Origin of the sequence: Agrococcus sp. BE272 (assembly GCF_031457935.1) — a bacterium.
Taxonomy (GTDB): domain Bacteria; phylum Actinomycetota; class Actinomycetes; order Actinomycetales; family Microbacteriaceae; genus Agrococcus; species Agrococcus sediminis.
Genome location: NZ_JAVDXL010000001.1, coordinates 59,372 through 74,539 on the forward strand (window position 1 = coordinate 59,372; position 15,168 = coordinate 74,539).

The 15,168-nt window shown below is 74.4% G+C and carries 15 protein-coding genes; 5 read left to right on the forward strand and 10 right to left on the reverse strand.

What is annotated here, in order from left to right:
* Positions 1-7: 7 nt before the first annotated feature.
* Complete coding sequence (locus J2X49_RS00300) at positions 8-1,306, forward strand: M20/M25/M40 family metallo-hydrolase (protein ID WP_310121122.1); 1,299 nt, start codon at positions 8-10, stop codon at positions 1,304-1,306.
* Positions 1,306-1,710 (forward strand): hypothetical protein, encoded by a 405-nt coding sequence (locus tag J2X49_RS00305; protein ID WP_310121124.1) that lies wholly within the window; start codon positions 1,306-1,308, stop codon positions 1,708-1,710. The genes J2X49_RS00300 and J2X49_RS00305 overlap by 1 nt, the downstream gene beginning before the upstream one ends.
* Positions 1,711-1,757: 47 nt before the next feature.
* Here J2X49_RS00305 and J2X49_RS00310 read toward each other — a convergent pair whose 3' ends face one another.
* The 7 genes from J2X49_RS00310 to truB all read right to left on the reverse strand — a co-directional run bounded on the left by J2X49_RS00310 (position 1,758) and on the right by truB (position 7,860).
* Positions 1,758-2,645, reverse strand: a complete 888-nt coding sequence (locus J2X49_RS00310; protein WP_128190169.1) for an aldehyde dehydrogenase family protein — start codon at positions 2,643-2,645, stop codon at positions 1,758-1,760.
* Positions 2,645-4,084, reverse strand: a complete 1,440-nt coding sequence (locus J2X49_RS00315) for an aldehyde dehydrogenase family protein (protein ID WP_146357365.1) — start codon at positions 4,082-4,084, stop codon at positions 2,645-2,647. Before J2X49_RS00315 ends, J2X49_RS00310 begins: the two co-directional genes overlap by 1 nt.
* 8 nt (positions 4,085-4,092) lie before the next feature.
* Complete coding sequence (deoC, locus tag J2X49_RS00320) at positions 4,093-5,103, reverse strand: deoxyribose-phosphate aldolase (protein WP_146357363.1); 1,011 nt, start codon at positions 5,101-5,103, stop codon at positions 4,093-4,095.
* Between the two features lie 101 nt (positions 5,104-5,204).
* Positions 5,205-6,155 (reverse strand): bifunctional riboflavin kinase/FAD synthetase, encoded by a 951-nt coding sequence (locus tag J2X49_RS00325; RefSeq protein WP_310121131.1) that lies wholly within the window; start codon positions 6,153-6,155, stop codon positions 5,205-5,207.
* Positions 6,152-6,553, reverse strand: a complete 402-nt coding sequence (locus J2X49_RS00330; protein ID WP_128190166.1) for a hypothetical protein — start codon at positions 6,551-6,553, stop codon at positions 6,152-6,154. The genes J2X49_RS00325 and J2X49_RS00330 overlap by 4 nt, the downstream gene beginning before the upstream one ends.
* A gap of 24 nt (positions 6,554-6,577) precedes the next feature.
* The gene (locus J2X49_RS00335; RefSeq protein ID WP_146357361.1) at positions 6,578-6,949 is read right to left on the reverse strand and encodes a hypothetical protein; all 372 of its coding nucleotides are present in this window, start codon (positions 6,947-6,949) and stop codon (positions 6,578-6,580) included.
* Positions 6,946-7,860 carry a tRNA pseudouridine(55) synthase TruB gene (gene truB / locus J2X49_RS00340; protein WP_310121138.1) on the reverse strand — a complete coding sequence of 305 codons (915 nt, stop codon included), beginning with the start codon at positions 7,858-7,860 and terminating at the stop codon, positions 6,946-6,948. The genes J2X49_RS00335 and truB overlap by 4 nt, the downstream gene beginning before the upstream one ends.
* 33 nt (positions 7,861-7,893) lie before the next feature.
* Between truB and J2X49_RS00345 the strand changes: the two genes are divergently transcribed.
* A complete protein-coding gene (locus J2X49_RS00345; RefSeq protein ID WP_310121140.1) occupies positions 7,894-8,901 on the forward strand; it encodes a 2-dehydropantoate 2-reductase in 1,008 nt (335 codons plus the stop codon).
* Here J2X49_RS00345 and J2X49_RS00350 read toward each other — a convergent pair.
* Positions 8,898-9,599 (reverse strand): uridine kinase, encoded by a 702-nt coding sequence (locus J2X49_RS00350; RefSeq protein WP_310121143.1) that lies wholly within the window; start codon positions 9,597-9,599, stop codon positions 8,898-8,900. The two genes, J2X49_RS00345 and J2X49_RS00350, sit on opposite strands and share 4 nt — an antisense overlap.
* Before the next feature lie 33 nt (positions 9,600-9,632).
* Here J2X49_RS00350 and J2X49_RS00355 point away from each other — a divergent pair, with 33 nt between their 5' ends.
* Entirely contained in the window at positions 9,633-10,505 is an 873-nt protein-coding gene (locus J2X49_RS00355) for an A/G-specific adenine glycosylase (RefSeq protein WP_310121145.1), read from the forward strand.
* A gap of 10 nt (positions 10,506-10,515) precedes the next feature.
* A complete protein-coding gene (locus J2X49_RS00360; RefSeq protein WP_310121147.1) occupies positions 10,516-11,952 on the forward strand; it encodes an RNB domain-containing ribonuclease in 1,437 nt (478 codons plus the stop codon).
* Here the strand turns inward: J2X49_RS00360 and rbfA are convergent.
* A complete protein-coding gene (rbfA, locus tag J2X49_RS00365) occupies positions 11,949-12,386 on the reverse strand; it encodes a 30S ribosome-binding factor RbfA (protein WP_128190689.1) in 438 nt (145 codons plus the stop codon). The genes J2X49_RS00360 and rbfA overlap by 4 nt on opposite strands.
* A 65-nt stretch (positions 12,387-12,451) precedes the next feature.
* Positions 12,452-15,160, reverse strand: coding sequence for a translation initiation factor IF-2 (infB, locus tag J2X49_RS00370; protein WP_192575922.1), 2,709 nt, complete (start codon positions 15,158-15,160; stop codon positions 12,452-12,454).
* Between the last annotated feature and the right edge of the window lie 8 nt (positions 15,161-15,168).

A 15,168-nucleotide genomic window follows, 5' to 3' on the forward strand; every position in this document is an offset into this window, starting at 1 on the left:
TGGCGGCGTGGTGGAGATCCCGGACGCGGCCGTCGACGACCTGATCGCGCTCGTGCGCGTGCCGACCGAGGAGGCGGCCCAGCTGCCCGCCTTCCAGGCGGCGCTCCGCGAGCGCTTCCCGCGGCTGTTCGCCTCGCTCGAGGTCGAGCCGATCGGGGCGACGCTGCTCGCGCGGTGGCCTGGGCGCGGCGCGGGTGCGCCGGCGCTGCTCATGGCCCACCAGGACGTCGTGCCGGCCCCGCCCGCCGGGTGGACGCATCCGCCCTACGCCGGGCACCGCGACGCGACGCACGTGTGGGGCCGCGGCACGCTCGACGACAAGGGCTCGCTCGTCGGCATCTGCGTCGCCGTCGAGGCGCTGCTCGCGGCGGGCTTCGCGCCCGCGCGCGACGTGTGGCTCGTCTTCGGCCACGACGAGGAGACGATGGGGACCGGCGCCGCGTCGGCCATCGCCGAGCTCGACGCCCGCGGCGTGCGGCCCGCGTGGGCGCTCGACGAGGGCGGCGCGATCATCGAGCCGCCGGTCGCGGGCGTCGCGCGCGACGTGGCGGTGGTGGGCGTGGCCGAGAAGGGCTTCGCGAACATCCGGATGCGCGTGGCGCAGGTGGGCGGGCACGCGTCGACCCCGCCGAGGCTGCCGGCGACGTCGCGGCTCGCGCGCGCGATCCGGCGGCTCGACCGCGCCCCCTTTCCGCGCTCGCTGCCGGAGCCCGCGCTGCGCATGCTCGAGCTGCTGGGGGCGGATGCGTCGGGGCCGCAGGGCGCGGTGCTGCGGCGGGTGCGGCGCGCGCGGCCGCTCGTGGAGCGCATCCTGGCGCGCGGCGACGAGACGCGGGCGATGCTCTCGACCACCGCGGTCGTCACGCAGCTCTCGGGCGCGGCCGCGCCCAACGCGCTCGCGGAGGAGGCGGTCGCGGTCGTGAACGCACGGATCGCGCTCGGCTCGAGCGTCGACGAGACGGTCGCGCACGTGCGGCGAGCGGTCGCCGACCCGCAGGTGTCGCTCGAGGTGCTGCACGGCCACGGGCCGAGCCCCGAGAGCCCCTCGGCCGGCCCCGGCTGGGACGACGTCGCGGCGGCGATCGCGCGGCTGCGGCCCGACGTGCTCACCGTGCCGTACGTGATGCTCGGCGGCACCGACGGCCGGCACGCGCATCGCATCACCGACCGCGTCTACCGCTTCGCGCCCTTCGCGATGACCCGCGACGAGCGCCTCACCCTGCACGCGCGCGACGAGCGCATCCGCGTCGACACGTGGCTGGGCGGCTGCCGCTGGTACGCCGACCTCATCGAGTCGAGCTGCTGATGGCGCGGTTCGCGATCGACGCGCCCACCGCGCTGCGGATCGTGCGCGAGCGCGTCGACGTGGGCGGGCACCAGCTGGTCGGCGTGGGGGCGCTGCGCTCGCAGGTCATGCAGCTGCTGTGGGCCGAGGTGCGCGCGGGCGACCTGCCCGAGGCGGAGGGGCGCGCGCAGCTCGAGGCGCTCGCGTCGCTCAAGGTGCGGCTGCTCGCCGACCGCGTCTCGCGCTCGGTCGCCTGGCGGCACGCCGCGCGGCTCGGCTGGGACGACGCGACGCGGGCGGAGCCGCTCGCGGTCGCGTCGCTGCAGGCCGACGCGCTCGTCACCGACGACCCCGAGCTCGCGGCCGCCGCCGAGGGCGTCGTGGAGCGGATGCCGTGGGGCGGGTTCGTCGCGGCGCTCGGCTGAGGCGCAGACGGCCGAGCGGCGCCCTGCGCAGGGCGCCGCTCAGGCGGTCAGAGGCGGGACTTCGTGTGCCAGACCGTCTTCGTCTCGGTGAGGGCGAGGATGCGCTGCGGCGTCTCGGGCGCGAGGCCCGGCTCGGGACGCAGCACGCGCTTCAGCGTGTCGGCCGCGATCACCTCGAGCTCGACCCAGTCGAGGTCGCCGGCGCCGGTGAGGTCGAGCGCGTTGATGTCGGCGTGGCCCGCGAGCCACGGCGCGAGCTCGGCCGGGTCGCCCGTCAGCACGTTCACGACGCCGCCAGGCAGGTCGCTCGTCGCGAGCACCTCGGCGAGCGAGATCGCGACGAGCGGCGAGGCCGCGGCGGGCACCACGACGACCGCGTTGCCCGTCACGAGCGCCGGCGCGACGACCGACGTGAGGCCCAGGAGGCCCTGCTCCTGCGGCGCGATGATCGCGACGACGCCGGTCGGCTCGGGCACCGACAGGTTGAAGTAGGGGCCGGCGACGGGGTTGGCGTGGCCGCCGATCTGGGCGACCTTGTCGGTCCAGCCGGCATGCAGCACCCACAGGTCGATCGCGGCCTCGACCTGCTGCTGCGCCCGCGCGGCGGTCAGGCCCTCGGTGCGCTGCAGCTCGTCGACGAACTGCGCCTTGCGGCCCTCGAGCACCTCGGCGACCCGGTACAGCACCTGGCCGCGGTTGTACGCGGTCGCGCCCGCCCAGCCGGGCTGGGCCTTGCGGGCCGCGCGGACGGCGTCGCGCGCATCCTTCCTGGAGGCCTTCGCGACGTTCGCGACGAACGCGCCGCGCTTGTCGAGCACCTCGGTCACGCGCCCGGACTCGCTGCGCGGGAACGCGCCGCCGATGAAGAGCTTGTAGGTCTTGGGCACGTCGAGGCGCGTCGCCGTGCGGGCCGGGGTCTTCGTCGTGGTCGCCATCACTTGCCTGCCTTCAGGTACGCCTGCATGCCCTGCACGCCGCCCTCGCGGCCGTAGCCGGACTCCTTGTAGCCGCCGAACGGGCTCGCGGGGTCGAACTTGTTGAACGTGTTCGCCCAGACGACGCCGGCGCGCAGCTTGTCGGCGACCGCGAGCACGCGGGAGCCCTTGTCGCTCCAGATGCCGGCCGAGAGGCCGTAGGGGGTGTTGTTCGCCTTCGCGATCGCCTCGTCGGGCGTGCGGAAGGTGAGCACCGACAGCACGGGTCCGAAGATCTCCTCGCGGGCGATCGTCGACGACGCCTCGACGCCCGAGACGACGGTCGGCGGGAACCAGTAGCCCTTCGCCGGCAGCTCGCAGTCGGGCGCCCAGCGCTCGCCGCCCTCGGCCTCGCCCTGGTCGACGAGGCGCGTGATGCGCGCGAGCTGCTCGGAGGAGTTGATCGCGCCGATGTCGGTGTTCTTGTCGAGCGGGTCGCCGAGGCGCAGCGTCGCCATGCGCTCCTTGAGGCGCTCGAGCACCGCGTCGTGCACGTTCTCCTGCACGAGCAGGCGGCTGCCCGCGCAGCACACCTGGCCCTGGTTGAAGAAGATGCCGTTGACGATGCCCTCGATCGCCTGGTCGAGGGGCGCGTCGTCGAAGACGATGTTCGCGCCCTTGCCGCCCAGCTCGAGCGTCAGCCGCTTCGGCGTGCCGGCGAGCGCCTTCGCGATCTCGCGGCCGACCGCGGTGGAGCCCGTGAAGGCGACCTTGTCGACGTCGGGGTGGCGCACGAGCGCCGCGCCCGTCTCGCCCGCTCCCGTGATGAGGTTGACGACGCCGGCGGGCAGGCCCGCCTGCTCGCACACCTCGGCGAAGAGCATCGCCGTGAGCGGCGTCGTCTCGGCCGGCTTCAGCACGACGGTGTTGCCGGCGGCGAGCGCCGGCGCGACCTTCCACGCGAGCATGAGCAGCGGGAAGTTCCACGGGATGACCTGCGCGGCGACGCCGTGCGGCTGCGGCGCGGCGCCGAGACCGACGTAGTCGAGCTTGTCGGCCCATCCGGCGCAGTGGAAGAACCACTGGGCGACGAGCGGCACGTCGGCGTCGCGCGTCTCCTTGATCGGCTTGCCGTTGTCGAGCGACTCGGCGACGGCGAGCTCGCGCGCGCGCTCCTGCAGGATGCGCGCGATGCGGAAGAGGAACTTGCCGCGGTCGCGGCCCGACATCGGGCCCCAGACGGTGCGGAACGCGGTGCGCGCGGCCCGCACCGCAGCATCCACGTCGCCCTCGTCGGCGGTCGCGAACGTGGCGATGGGCTGCTCGGTCGAGGGCGAGACGGAGGCGAAGCTCGCGCCGCCGCCGGCGACCCACTCGCCGCCGATCCAGAGCCGGTACTCGTCGCGGAGGTTGAGGATGGACGTCGACTCGGGAGCCGGCGCGTAGTCGAGGAATGCCATGGGGAGCCTCAGTCGATCGTGACGTAGTCGGGGCCGGAGTAGCGGCCGGTGGTGAGCTTCTGGCGCTGCAGCAGCACGTCGTTCAGCAGGCTCGAGGCGCCGAAGCGGAACAGGTGCGGGTCGAGCCACGCCTCGCCGCAGGTCTCGGCGACCGTGACGAGGTACTTCATGGCGTCCTTCGCGGTGGCGATGCCGCCCGCGGGCTTCACGCCGATGCGCTCGCCCGTCAGCCGCTCCCAGTCGCGCACGACCTGCAGCATGAGCAGCGTCACCGGCAGCGTGGCCGCGGGCTGCACCTTGCCGGTGGAGGTCTTGATGAAGTCGCCGCCGGCGAGGATCGACAGCCACGAGGCGCGGCGCACGTTGTCGTACGTCACGAGCTCGCCCGTCTCGAGGATGACCTTGAGGTGCGCGAAGGTGCCGTCGGTGCGACGGCACGCCTCCTTGGTGGCGACGATCTCGTCGAAGACCTTGCCGTAGTTGCCCTCGAGGAACGCGCCGCGGTCGATGACCATGTCGATCTCGTCGGCGCCGGCAGCGACCGCGTCGCGGGTGTCCTGCAGCTTGACCGGCAGGCTCGCGCGCCCGGACGGGAACGCGGTCGCGACGGCGGCGACGTTGATGCCGTCGTCGCGGCCGTTGCTCCAGGCCGAGCCGAGCGCCTCGACCGCGTTGCCGACCATGTCGCCGTAGACGCAGACGGCCGCGGGGCGCGGCGTCGAGGGGTCGGATGCGTCGGGCACGAGCGCCTTCGCGACGAGCGAGTGCACCTTGCCCCGGGTGTCGTTGCCCTGGAGGGTCGTGAGGTCGATCATGCGGATCGTGAGGTCGAGCGCCGCCTGCTTGGAGCTCGTCTTGATGGAGCGGGTGCCGAGCGATGCGGCGCGGGCCTCGAGGCCCACGGCGTCGACGGCCGGCAGGCCCTCGAGGTGTCGGCGGAGTGCGACCTCGGAGAGGTCGCCGCCGAGCAGCTGGACGGCGCGCTCTGCGGGCGCGAGCGCTGCGCTGGGTGTGGTCACGCTGATCCTTCTTCCCGCCGCGGTGCGGTCGTCCGCCAGGTGTGTCGCGGCGTACGGGGTGCTGGGCAGTCTACCGGCCGCGGGAGCCCTGTCCGGACAGGTCAGGCCGTGGCGGCCGCGACGAGCTCGCGCGTGCGGTCCACATCGCGCGACATCTGGGCGATGAGCTGGTCGAGGCTCTCGAAGCGGTGCATGGGCCGCACGAAGTCGACGAGCTCGAGGCTGATGGGCCGGTCGTAGAGGTCGAGGTCGACGTCGAGGAGGTACGCCTCGACCGTCTTCGCGGCGACGCCGTCGAACGTGGGGTTGTCGCCGATCGAGACGGCGGCGGGGAACGTGCCGGCGTCGACGTGGGCGAGGGCCGCGTAGACGCCGTCGGCGGGCACGAAGCCCTCGACGGGCGCGCCGAGGTTGGCGGTCGGGAAGCCGAGCGCCCGCCCCCGCTGGAAGCCGCGCACGACGTCGCCGCGCAGGACGTGGCGGCGGCCGAGCATGCCGTTGGCCTCCTGCACGCGGCCGAGCTCGAGCGCCTCGCGGATCCACGTGGAGGACACGCGCCGGCCGTCGGCGAAGCAGATGTCGTCGATCGACTCGACGCGGGCGCCGCGCGGCTCGGCGAGCGCGCGCAGCATGGCCGCGTCGCCGGCGCCGCGGTGGCCGAAGCGGAAGTCGTCGCCGACGAGCAGCACGCGCGCGCCCAGCCCGTCGAGCAGCACGCGCTCGGCGAACTCCTCCGCGGGCTGCGCCGCCGTCTCGCCCGTGAACGGCACCACCACGACCCGGTCGGCCCCCGCGGCGCGCAGCAGCTCCACCTTGTGCGGCAGCGACACGAGCGGCAGCGGCGCGCGGTCGGGCCGCACGATCTCGAGCGGGTTGCGGTCGAAGGTGACGACGGTGGTCGCGAGGCCCGCGGGCTCGGCGAGCGCGCGCAGCTGCTCGATGATCCGCTGGTGGCCGATGTGCACGCCGTCGAACTTGCCGATCGTGACCGCGCTCGGCACGGCCTCGAGCGCGTCGATCCAGTCCATGCCGGCCCCGCGGTCGCCGCTCACGCCGCCACCCGCTCGCGGCTCGCGCGCAGCCACCACAGGCCCAGGAACGGCAGCACGGCGGGGATGAAGAGGTAGCCCATCCCGAAGCGGCTCCAGACGGTGTCGTGCGCGAAGAGCTCGGGCGCCACGAGCGAGAGGGTGCCGACGACCAGCACCCCGACGAGCTCGAAGCAGACGGCCGCGAGCGCGACGCGCCGCCAGGCATCCGCCCGCATCGCGAGCGCGACCGTCGCGAGCAGGTAGACGACCGCGGCGACGGCGCTCAGCGAGTAGGCGAGCGGCGCCTCGTCGAAGCGCTGCACGATCTGCACGAACGAGCGACCGGTCGCCGCCATCGCCAGCACCGCGTACACCGCGATGAGGACCCGCCCGATCCCGGCATGCTTGCGCTCGCTCATCGGAAGCGAGTCTAATCGCCGCGATCAGGCCAGCTGCACGAACCAGATCTGGTGCATCCGGTAGACCATCACCGCGACCGCGAGGATGCCGACGCCCACGACGAGGGTCGACCACTCCCCCTTCTTGTCGACGAGCGCCCACATGACCGCCGCCGGCGGGATGACGAGCGCGGTGATGAGGTAGGTCCAGTACTCGAGCAGGTCGCCGGTGGGGCCCGCGCCCATGATCGGGGCGACGACGGATGCGACGGTCTGCACGACGAGGGTGAGGAGCGTGAGCGCCGCGGCAGCGAGGACCCCGTCGCCGAACGGCCGCCTCGTGAGGCCGACGATCGCGACGACGCCGCCGATCACGCCCAGGCCGATCGCCTGCGCGAGCATCACCCAGCTGATCATCGTGCCCCCTCGGCCGCGGCGCCCGTCGGGAAGTTGGTCACCGGCAGCATGCGCCGGCCGTCGATGCGCGCGATGCCGACGAGGCGGTCGCCGTGGACGGCGGCGACGATGCCGGCCTCCCCCTCGAGCGCGACGGTGCGGCGGCCGCTCGCGAGGTTCGCGGCGCGCTCGTCGTCGAGCCGCGCGACGGGCAGGATGCGGGACGCCGCCTCGGCCGGGGTCAGCAGCAGATCGCTCGCGCCCTGCTCGGGGAGGGCGTCGGCGATCGGCGCTCCCTCGACGTCGAACGGCCCGATGCGCGTGCGGCGCAGCGCCGTCAGGTGCCCGCCGACCCCGAGCGCGGCGCCGAGGTCGCGCGCGAGCGCGCGGATGTACGTGCCGCTCGAGCAGTCGACGACCACGTCGACCTCGGCGAGGGGGCCCGGCCGGAAGGCGAGCGCCTCGAAGCGCGCGACGGTGACCGGGCGGGCCCGCAGCTCGACCTGCTCCCCCGCCCGCACCCGGGCGTACGCGCGCTCGCCGTCGACCTTGATGGCGCTCACGCTCGACGGCACCTGCTCGATGTCGCCCGTGAGGCGCGCCATCGGCGCCGCGAGGTCGTCGCCCGACAGGTGCGACGCATCCGCCGTGCTCGTGACGTCGCCCTCGGCGTCGTCGGTGCTCGTGGCGGCGCCGAGCGCGATGGTGGCGGTGTAGGTCTTGTCGAGGCCCACCATGTGGGTCAGCAGGCGCGTGGAGGGCCCGACGCCCAGGATGAGCAGGCCCGTCGCCATCGGGTCGAGCGTGCCGGCGTGGCCGACCTTGCGGGTGCCGAGGGCGCGGCGCGCGCGGCTCACGGCGGTATGGCTCGTGATGCCCTGCGGCTTGTCGACGAGCAGGATGCCGTCGGGGGCGGGTGGGGCGTCGGGCACCCGACGAGCCTAGCCGCCGATAGCCTCCTCGACATGGCGCATGAGGGCACGGCGGATGCGACGGCGCGGCAGCGCGTCGCGGTGATCGGCGCGGGGGCGATCGGCGGCACGATCGCGGCGCGGCTCGACGCGATCGGGCACGACGTGACGGTCACGGCGCGCGGCGAGAACCTCGCCGCGATCCGCGAGCACGGGCTGCGCCTGCGCGGCGCGTACGGCGCGCACACGGCGCGCGTGACCGCGCTCGAGTCGCTCGCCGAGGCGCCGGACGTCGCGATCCTCGCCACCAAGGCGACGGGCACGGCGGCGGCGCTCGAGGCGAGCCGGGCGGCCCTCGCGGACGTGCCGCTGCTCGTCGTGCAGAACGGGCTCGGCGGCGAGCGGGCCGCCGCGCGACTGCTCGGGCACGACCGGGTCGCCGGCGGCATCGCGCTCATGGCCGCGAACTCCATGGAGCCCGGCGTCGTCACCGTCACCGCCGCCGGCGACACGATCGTCGGCGGCGCCGAGGGCGAGCGCTTCGCGGCGCTGCTCGGCGAGGCGCTGCCCACGTCGCTCACCCCCTCGATCGAGGGCGCGCAGTGGACGAAGCTGCTCATCAACATGGTCAACGCCCTGCCGGCGATCGTCGGCCACTCGGTGCAGGACGTCATCCGCGACCCGGGGCTGCGGCGCGTGATGCTCGCGTCGATGCGCGAGACGGCGCGCATCGGGCTCGCGTCGGGCGTGCGCTTCCAGCCGCTCCAGGGGCTCACGCCGCTGCTCGTGCGGCTCGTGGCCTTCGCGCCGCGGCGCATCGCGCAGCAGGTGCCGCTGCGCATCAAGGACCGGCTCGGCGACGTGCCGAACCTCGGCTCGACGCAGCAGTCGATCCGCCGCGGGCAGCCGACCGAGGTCGACCTGATCAACGGCGCGGTGGTGGATGCGGCGGCGCGCCTCGGGCGGGAGGCTCCCGTCAACGCCGCGCTCGTCGAGCTCGTGCACGAGGTCGAGCGGACGGGCCGCTTCCTGCCGGCGTCGGCGGTGCGCCGGCTCGCCTAGCAGCTGTCGGCGAAGCTCTGCCGGGGCGCCCGCCAGTCGGTGTTGTCGACGATGAACGCGGCCCGGCGGCGCGGCACGACCGTGCGCTCGTAGTGCTCGTGCGCCTCCCGGTAGCGGCGGTGCGACTCGTGCGCGACGTCGGGGTGCGCGCCGTCCCGCGCGCGCATCCGCGCTCCCCGCACGCGGTCGTCGGCCTCGAGCAGCAGCACCGCGTGCCACTTGCCCGCGAGCGCGGGCCGCTGCAGGAAGACGCCGTCGACGATGAGCACCGCATCCGGCCCTGCCGTCTCCCACTCCATCTCGATGCTGCGGTCGGTCGCGAGGTCGAAGGCGGCCGTCTGGAAGCCGGTCGAGCCGCCCATGCGGAACGGCTGCAGCAGCACGCGGTCGAGCAGCTCGATGTCGAACGCGTCCTCGTAGTAGCCCTTCGACGACTCGCGCCCCTGGCGGTAGCGGAACGCCTGCGGCCGGTGGAAGTCGTCGACGCTCGCGCGGAACGCCTCGACGCCGGCGCGCGCGAACGCCACCTGGAGCGCATCCGCGAACCGCGTCTTGCCGACGCCGTCGCGCCCCTCGACCGCGATGAGCCGCCGCCCGCGCGGGTTCCGCCGCAGCAGCTGCTCGACGAGGCTCGTATATAGGGCCTTCTGCTCGGGCGTCCAGGAGGCCGCCTTCATGAGGAGCGCGCGGTCGACCATGCCGCCAGCCTAGGCGCTGGGTACGCTGGCGGGATGCTCGACGGCCGCTCGCTGCCCGCGCTCGCCGCCTGGTATCGCGCGAGCGCCCGCGACCTGCCGTGGCGGCGGCCGGAGTTCGACGCGTGGGGCACGCTCGTGAGCGAGATCATGCTGCAGCAGACGCAGGCGGCGCGCGTCGCGGTCGAGATCGACCGCTGGCTCGAGCGCTGGCCGACGCCCGCCGACCTCGCCGATGCGCCCACCCACGAGGTGCTGCGGCAGTGGGGCACGCTCGGCTACCCCAGGCGGGCGCTGCGCCTGCAGGACACCGCGCGCGCCATCGTCGAGCGGCACGGCGGCGAGGTGCCGAGGGACGTGGATGCGCTGCTCGCGCTCCCGGGGATCGGCGACTACACGGCGCGGGCCGTCGCCGTCTTCCACTTCGGCGACCGCCACCCGGTCGTCGACACCAACGTGCGCCGCCTCGTCGCCCGCGCCGTGCACGGCCGCGGCGAGGCGGCGCCGGCGGCGAAGCGCGACCTGGCCGACGTCGAGGCCCTGCTGCCCGCCTCCCCCGCCGACGCATCCGTCGTCTCCATCGCGCTCATGGAGCTCGGGGCCCTGGTGTGCACCGCGCGGGCGCCGAGGTGCGACGCGTGCCCCATCGCCGACGCGTGCGCGTGGCGCGCGGCCGGCTACCCGCCCTACGAGGGCCGGCGCGCGCCTCGGCAGGCGGCGTTCGCGGGCAGCGACCGGCAGGCGCGCGGCACGGTGCTGCGGGCGCTCCGGGCCGTCGACGTGCCGCTCGCCGAGGCCGATCTCGCGCCGCTCTGGCCCGACGCGGCGCAGCTCGAGCGCGCCGTCGTCTCGCTCGCCGCCGACGGCCTGGTGCTGCGCGAGCACGGGGCGGTCAGGCTGCCCGACTAGGTTGTGCGCCATGCCGGCACGACACCAGCGCCTCATCGACCGTCCCGCCGCGAGCGACGAGCTCGCCGCCGCCCTCGCCGCGATCCGCGAGGAGCTCGGCCTCGACGCCGAGTTCCCGCCCGCCGCCGAGGCCGAGGCCGCGGCGTACGCCGCCGACCCGCGGCTGCCGGAGCCAGACCGGACGCAGGTGCCGTTCGTGACGATCGACCCCGAGGGCTCGACCGACCTCGACCAGGCGCTGCACCTCGAGCGCGACGGCGACGGCTTCGTCGTGCACTACGCGATCGCCGACGTCGCAGCGTTCGTCGAACCCGGCGGCGCGATCGACGCCGAGGCGCGCCGCCGCGGCCAGACGATGTACGCGCCCGACGGCCGGGTGCCGCTGCACCCGCCCGTCGTGAGCGAGGGCGCCGCGAGCCTGCTCGAGGGGCAGGAGCGCGCCGCGTACGTGTGGACGATGCGGCTGGATGCGTCGGGCGACGTCACGGGGACGACGCTCGAGCGCGCCCGGGTGCGCTCGCGCGAGCAGCTCACCTACCGCGAGGCGCAGGCGCGCATCGACGGCAGCGACGCGATGCTGGGCCTGCTTCGCGAGGTGGGCGAGCTGCGCATCACGCTCGAGGAGGCGCGCGACGGCGCGAGCCTCGACATGCCCGAGGAGGAGATCGCCCGCCACGGCGACGACTACCGGCTCGAGCGCCGCGAGCTGCTGCCCGTCGAGCGCTGGAACGCCCAGGTCTCGCTCATGACGGGCATGGAGGCGGCGGACCTCATGCTCGGCGCGGGGCGGGGCATCCTCCGCACGATGCCGCGGCCCCCGAAGGGCGACGTGCGGCGCTTCCGCAAGGAGGTGCGCGCGATCGGCGAGGAGTGGGCCGAAGGCGAGCACTACGGCGCGTTCCTGCGCCGCCTCGACCGCTCGAAGCCGACGACGCTCGCGATCCTGCAGGTCGCACGGCGGCTGTTCCGCGGCGCGGGCTACACCGTGCTCGACGGCACGGCGCCGGGCGGCGGATCGGATGCGTCGCTGATCCAGGCGGCCATCGGCGCGCCGTACGCGCACACGACGGCGCCGCTGCGGCGCCTCGTCGACCGGTACGTGCTCGCGCACTGCGAGGCGATCGCGAACGGCCGCGACATCCCGGCGTGGGCGTCGAAGGGCCTCGTCGGGCTGCCGGAGATCATGCAGGAGTCGGGGCAGGTCGCGAGCCGGCTCGAGCGGGAGTCGATCGACGCGGTCGAGATCGCGATGCTGCGGCACCGGATCGGCGAGGACTTCGATGCGGTCGTCGTGGAGACCCGGAAGGACGGCGCCACGGTGCAGCTGCTCGACCCGCCCGCCGAGGCCGCGTGCGCGACCTCGGCGGAGCCGGGCGAGCGCATCCGCGCCCGCCTGGTCGAGGCCGACCTGGCGGCGCGGCGGCTGCGCTTCGAGGAGGCCCGCTAAGCCTCCTCGTCCTCCTCGCGCGGCTTGCGGTACGGGTCGGGCTCGCCGGCGAACTGCGCCGCCGCGGCCGCCTGCTGGGCGGCGAGGTCGCGCTGGCGCGCCTCGTCGAGCAGGTGCTCGATCGACGCCGCGCTCTCGGGCAGCGCGTCGAGGATGAACTCGATCGACGGCGTCAGCCGCAGGCTGATGCCCTTGCCGATCTCGCGGCGCACGACGCCCTTGGCGCTCGCGAGCGCCGTCTCGGTGTCGGCCCGCTCCTCGTCGGTGCCGTACACCGTGTAGAAGATCGACGCGTGCTGCAGGTCTCCGGTGACGCGCACATCCGTGATCGTCACGAACCCGAGCCGCGGGTCCTTCACCTCGCGCTCGAGCGCGCGCACGGTGATCTCGCGGATGCGGTCGGCGATCTTCCTCGCCCTGGGGTTCTCGGCCATGGGACTTCCTCTCGCTTCAGACGGGTGTGGGGCGACCGCAGCCGCCCCACACCTCGTTCCGCACGTCAGACGCGCGGCTTCTCCACCATCTCGGTGGTCTCGATCTCGTCGCCGATCTGCAGGTCGTTGAACCTGCCGAGGCCGATGCCGCACTCGAAGTCGGTGCGGACCTCGGTGACGTCGTCCTTGAAGCGGCGCAGCGACTCGATGGCGAGGCCATCGGCCAGCACGACGCCGTCGCGGATGACGCGAGCCTTGGCGTTGCGGGTGATCGTGCCGGAGCGGACGATGCAGCCCGCGATGTTGCCGAACTTCGAGGAGCGGAACACCTCGCGGATCTCGGCCACGCCCGACTGGATCTCCTCGTACTCGGGCTTCAGCATGCCCTTGAGCGAGTTCTCGACATCCTCGATCGCCGCGTAGATCACGTTGTAGAACCGCACGTCGACACCCTCGCGGGCGGCGCGCTCGCGGGCCTTCGTGTCGGGGCGCACGTTGAAGCCGATGATGACGGCCGAGTCGACCGTCGCCAGGTTCACGTCCGACTCGGTGATCGCGCCGACGCCGCGGTGGATGATGCGCAGGTCGACGGTGTCGTCGATCTCGATCTTCAGCAGCGACTCCTCGAGCGCCTCCACGGCACCCGAGACGTCGCCCTTGATGATGAGGTTGAGCGTCTCGACCTTGCCCTGCTCCATGGCGAGCTTGAAGTCCTCGAGCGACAGGCGCTTGCGGGCCTTGGCCAGCATGGCGTTGCGCTCGACGGCCTCGCGCTTCTCGGCGATCTGCCGGGCCGTGCGGTCCTCCTCGGTGACGATGAAGGTGTCGCCGGCGCGCGGGACGCTCGAGAGCCCCTGCACCTGGACGGGCATCGACGGGCCGGCCTCCTCGACCAGCTCGCCGCGGTCGTCGACCATCGCACGGACGCGGCCGTAGGCCGTGCCCGCGACGATCGCGTCGCCGACGCGGAGCGTGCCGGACTGGATGAGCACGGTCGCGACCGAGCCGCGGCCCTTGTCGAGCTTCGCCTCGATGGCGACGCCGCGGGCCTCCTTGTGCGGGTTGGCGCGCAGGTCGAGGCCGGCGTCGGCCGTGAGCAGCACGGCCTCGAGGAGGTCCTCGATGCCCGTGCGGGCCAGCGCCGAGACGTCGACGAACATGGTGTCGCCGCCGTACTCCTCTGCCACCAGGCCGTACTCGGTGAGCTGCTGCCGGACCTTCGCCGGGTTCGCGCCCTCCTTGTCGACCTTGTTCACCGCGACCACGATCGGCACGTCGGCCGCCTGGGCGTGGTTCAGCGCCTCGATCGTCTGCGGCATGATGCCGTCGTCCGCCGCGACCACGAGGATCGCGATGTCGGTGACGCGAGCGCCTCGGGCGCGCATGGCGGTGAACGCCTCGTGGCCCGGGGTGTCGATGAACGTGATCGCGCGGTCCTCGCCCTCGTGCTCCTGCCAGACCTGGTAGGCGCCGATGTGCTGGGTGATGCCGCCGGCCTCGCCGTCGATGACGTTCGCGCCGCGGATCGCGTCGAGCAGGCGCGTCTTGCCGTGGTCGACGTGGCCCATGACGGTGACGACGGGCGAGCGGTACTCGAGGTCCTCGTCGCTCTCGTCCTCGAGCTCCTGCTCGAGGTCGATGTCGAAGCCCTCCAGGAGCTCCTTGTCCTCGTCCTCGGGGCTGACGATCTGGATCTTGTAGCCCAGCTCGGCACCGAGCAGCTCGAACGTGGTCTCGTCGAGCGACTCCGTCGCCGTCGCCATCTCGCCGAGGTGGAACAGCACGGTGACGAGGTCGCCGGGGCTCGCGTCGATCTTCTCGGCGAAGTCGGCGATGGATGCGCCGCGACGCATGCGGATGACGGTCGTGCCGTCGCCGCGCCGGACCTTGACGCCGCCGATCGACGGCGCCTCGCGCATCTCGAACTCGAGGCGCTTCGTGCGCTTCGACTTGCGGGACTTGCCCTTGGCGCCGCCCTTGCCGAACGCGCCGGCGGTGCCGCCGCGGCCGCGGCCGCCGGGGCCGGGACGACCCGCGAACGCGGGACCGCCGCGACCGGGAGCGCCACGACCGGGCGCGCCCTGACCGGGACGCTGGAACGCGCCGCCGCCGCCGGCACCGGGACGGCCTGCGCCACCCGGACGGGGCGAGCCCGGGCGCGGGGCGCCGGGACGCGGTGCGCCGGGACGAGGTGCGCCGGGGCGCGGAGCCGCGGGGCGCGGGGCGCCCTGCTTGCTCGTGAACGGGTTGTTGCCGCCGCGGGGGCGGCCCATGCCCTGGTTCGAGGCGAACGGGTTGTTGCCGGGGCGGGGAGCGCCCGGGCGCGCCATCGGGCGCGGGATGCTGCTGCCCGACGCGTCGCCGCCGGGGGCGGCCTCAGCGGGCGCGGCAGGCGCCGCGGGTGCTGCCGGCGCCGCAGGTGCGGGCGTCTCGGCGCGCGGCGCGGGCGCCGCTGCGGGGGCGGGCGACGGCGCCGGGGCGGCGTCGGCCTTGGGCTCGGCGGGTGCCGGCGCGGGTGCCGGAGCAGCTGCCGCCGGCTTCGCGGCCGGAGCCTTCGTCGCCGGGGCCTTGGCTGCGGGCGCCTTCGCGGGCTCCGCGGGGGCAGCGGTGTGCCCCTCCGCCTCGAGGGCGGCCTTGAGCTTGCGGGCGACCGGGGGTGCGATCGCCGAGGCGGGTCCCTTGACGAACTCGCCCATCTCCTTGAGCTTGGCCATGGCGACCTTGCTCTCGACGCCGATCTCGGCGGCGATCTCATGCACGCGTGGGTTTGCCACTTCTCTCC

Bases quoted from the DNA above. Each gene is read 5' to 3' on its own strand.
- J2X49_RS00310 (WP_128190169.1), bottom strand. From the start codon at position 2,645: ATGGCGACCACGACGAAGACCCCGGCCCGCACGGCGACGCGCCTCGAC.
- J2X49_RS00350 (WP_310121143.1), bottom strand. From the start codon at position 9,599: ATGGTCGACCGCGCGCTCCTCATGAAGGCGGCCTCCTGGACGCCCGAG.
- J2X49_RS00330 (WP_128190166.1), bottom strand. From the start codon at position 6,553: ATGAGCGAGCGCAAGCATGCCGGGATCGGGCGGGTCCTCATCGCGGTG.
- J2X49_RS00360 (WP_310121147.1), top strand. From the start codon at position 10,516: ATGCCGGCACGACACCAGCGCCTCATCGACCGTCCCGCCGCGAGCGAC.
- J2X49_RS00335 (WP_146357361.1), bottom strand. From the start codon at position 6,949: ATGATCAGCTGGGTGATGCTCGCGCAGGCGATCGGCCTGGGCGTGATC.
- rbfA (WP_128190689.1), bottom strand. From the start codon at position 12,386: ATGGCCGAGAACCCCAGGGCGAGGAAGATCGCCGACCGCATCCGCGAG.
- J2X49_RS00355 (WP_310121145.1), top strand. From the start codon at position 9,633: ATGCTCGACGGCCGCTCGCTGCCCGCGCTCGCCGCCTGGTATCGCGCG.
- J2X49_RS00345 (WP_310121140.1), top strand. From the start codon at position 7,894: ATGGCGCATGAGGGCACGGCGGATGCGACGGCGCGGCAGCGCGTCGCG.
- J2X49_RS00305 (WP_310121124.1), top strand. From the start codon at position 1,306: ATGGCGCGGTTCGCGATCGACGCGCCCACCGCGCTGCGGATCGTGCGC.
- J2X49_RS00315 (WP_146357365.1), bottom strand. From the start codon at position 4,084: ATGGCATTCCTCGACTACGCGCCGGCTCCCGAGTCGACGTCCATCCTC.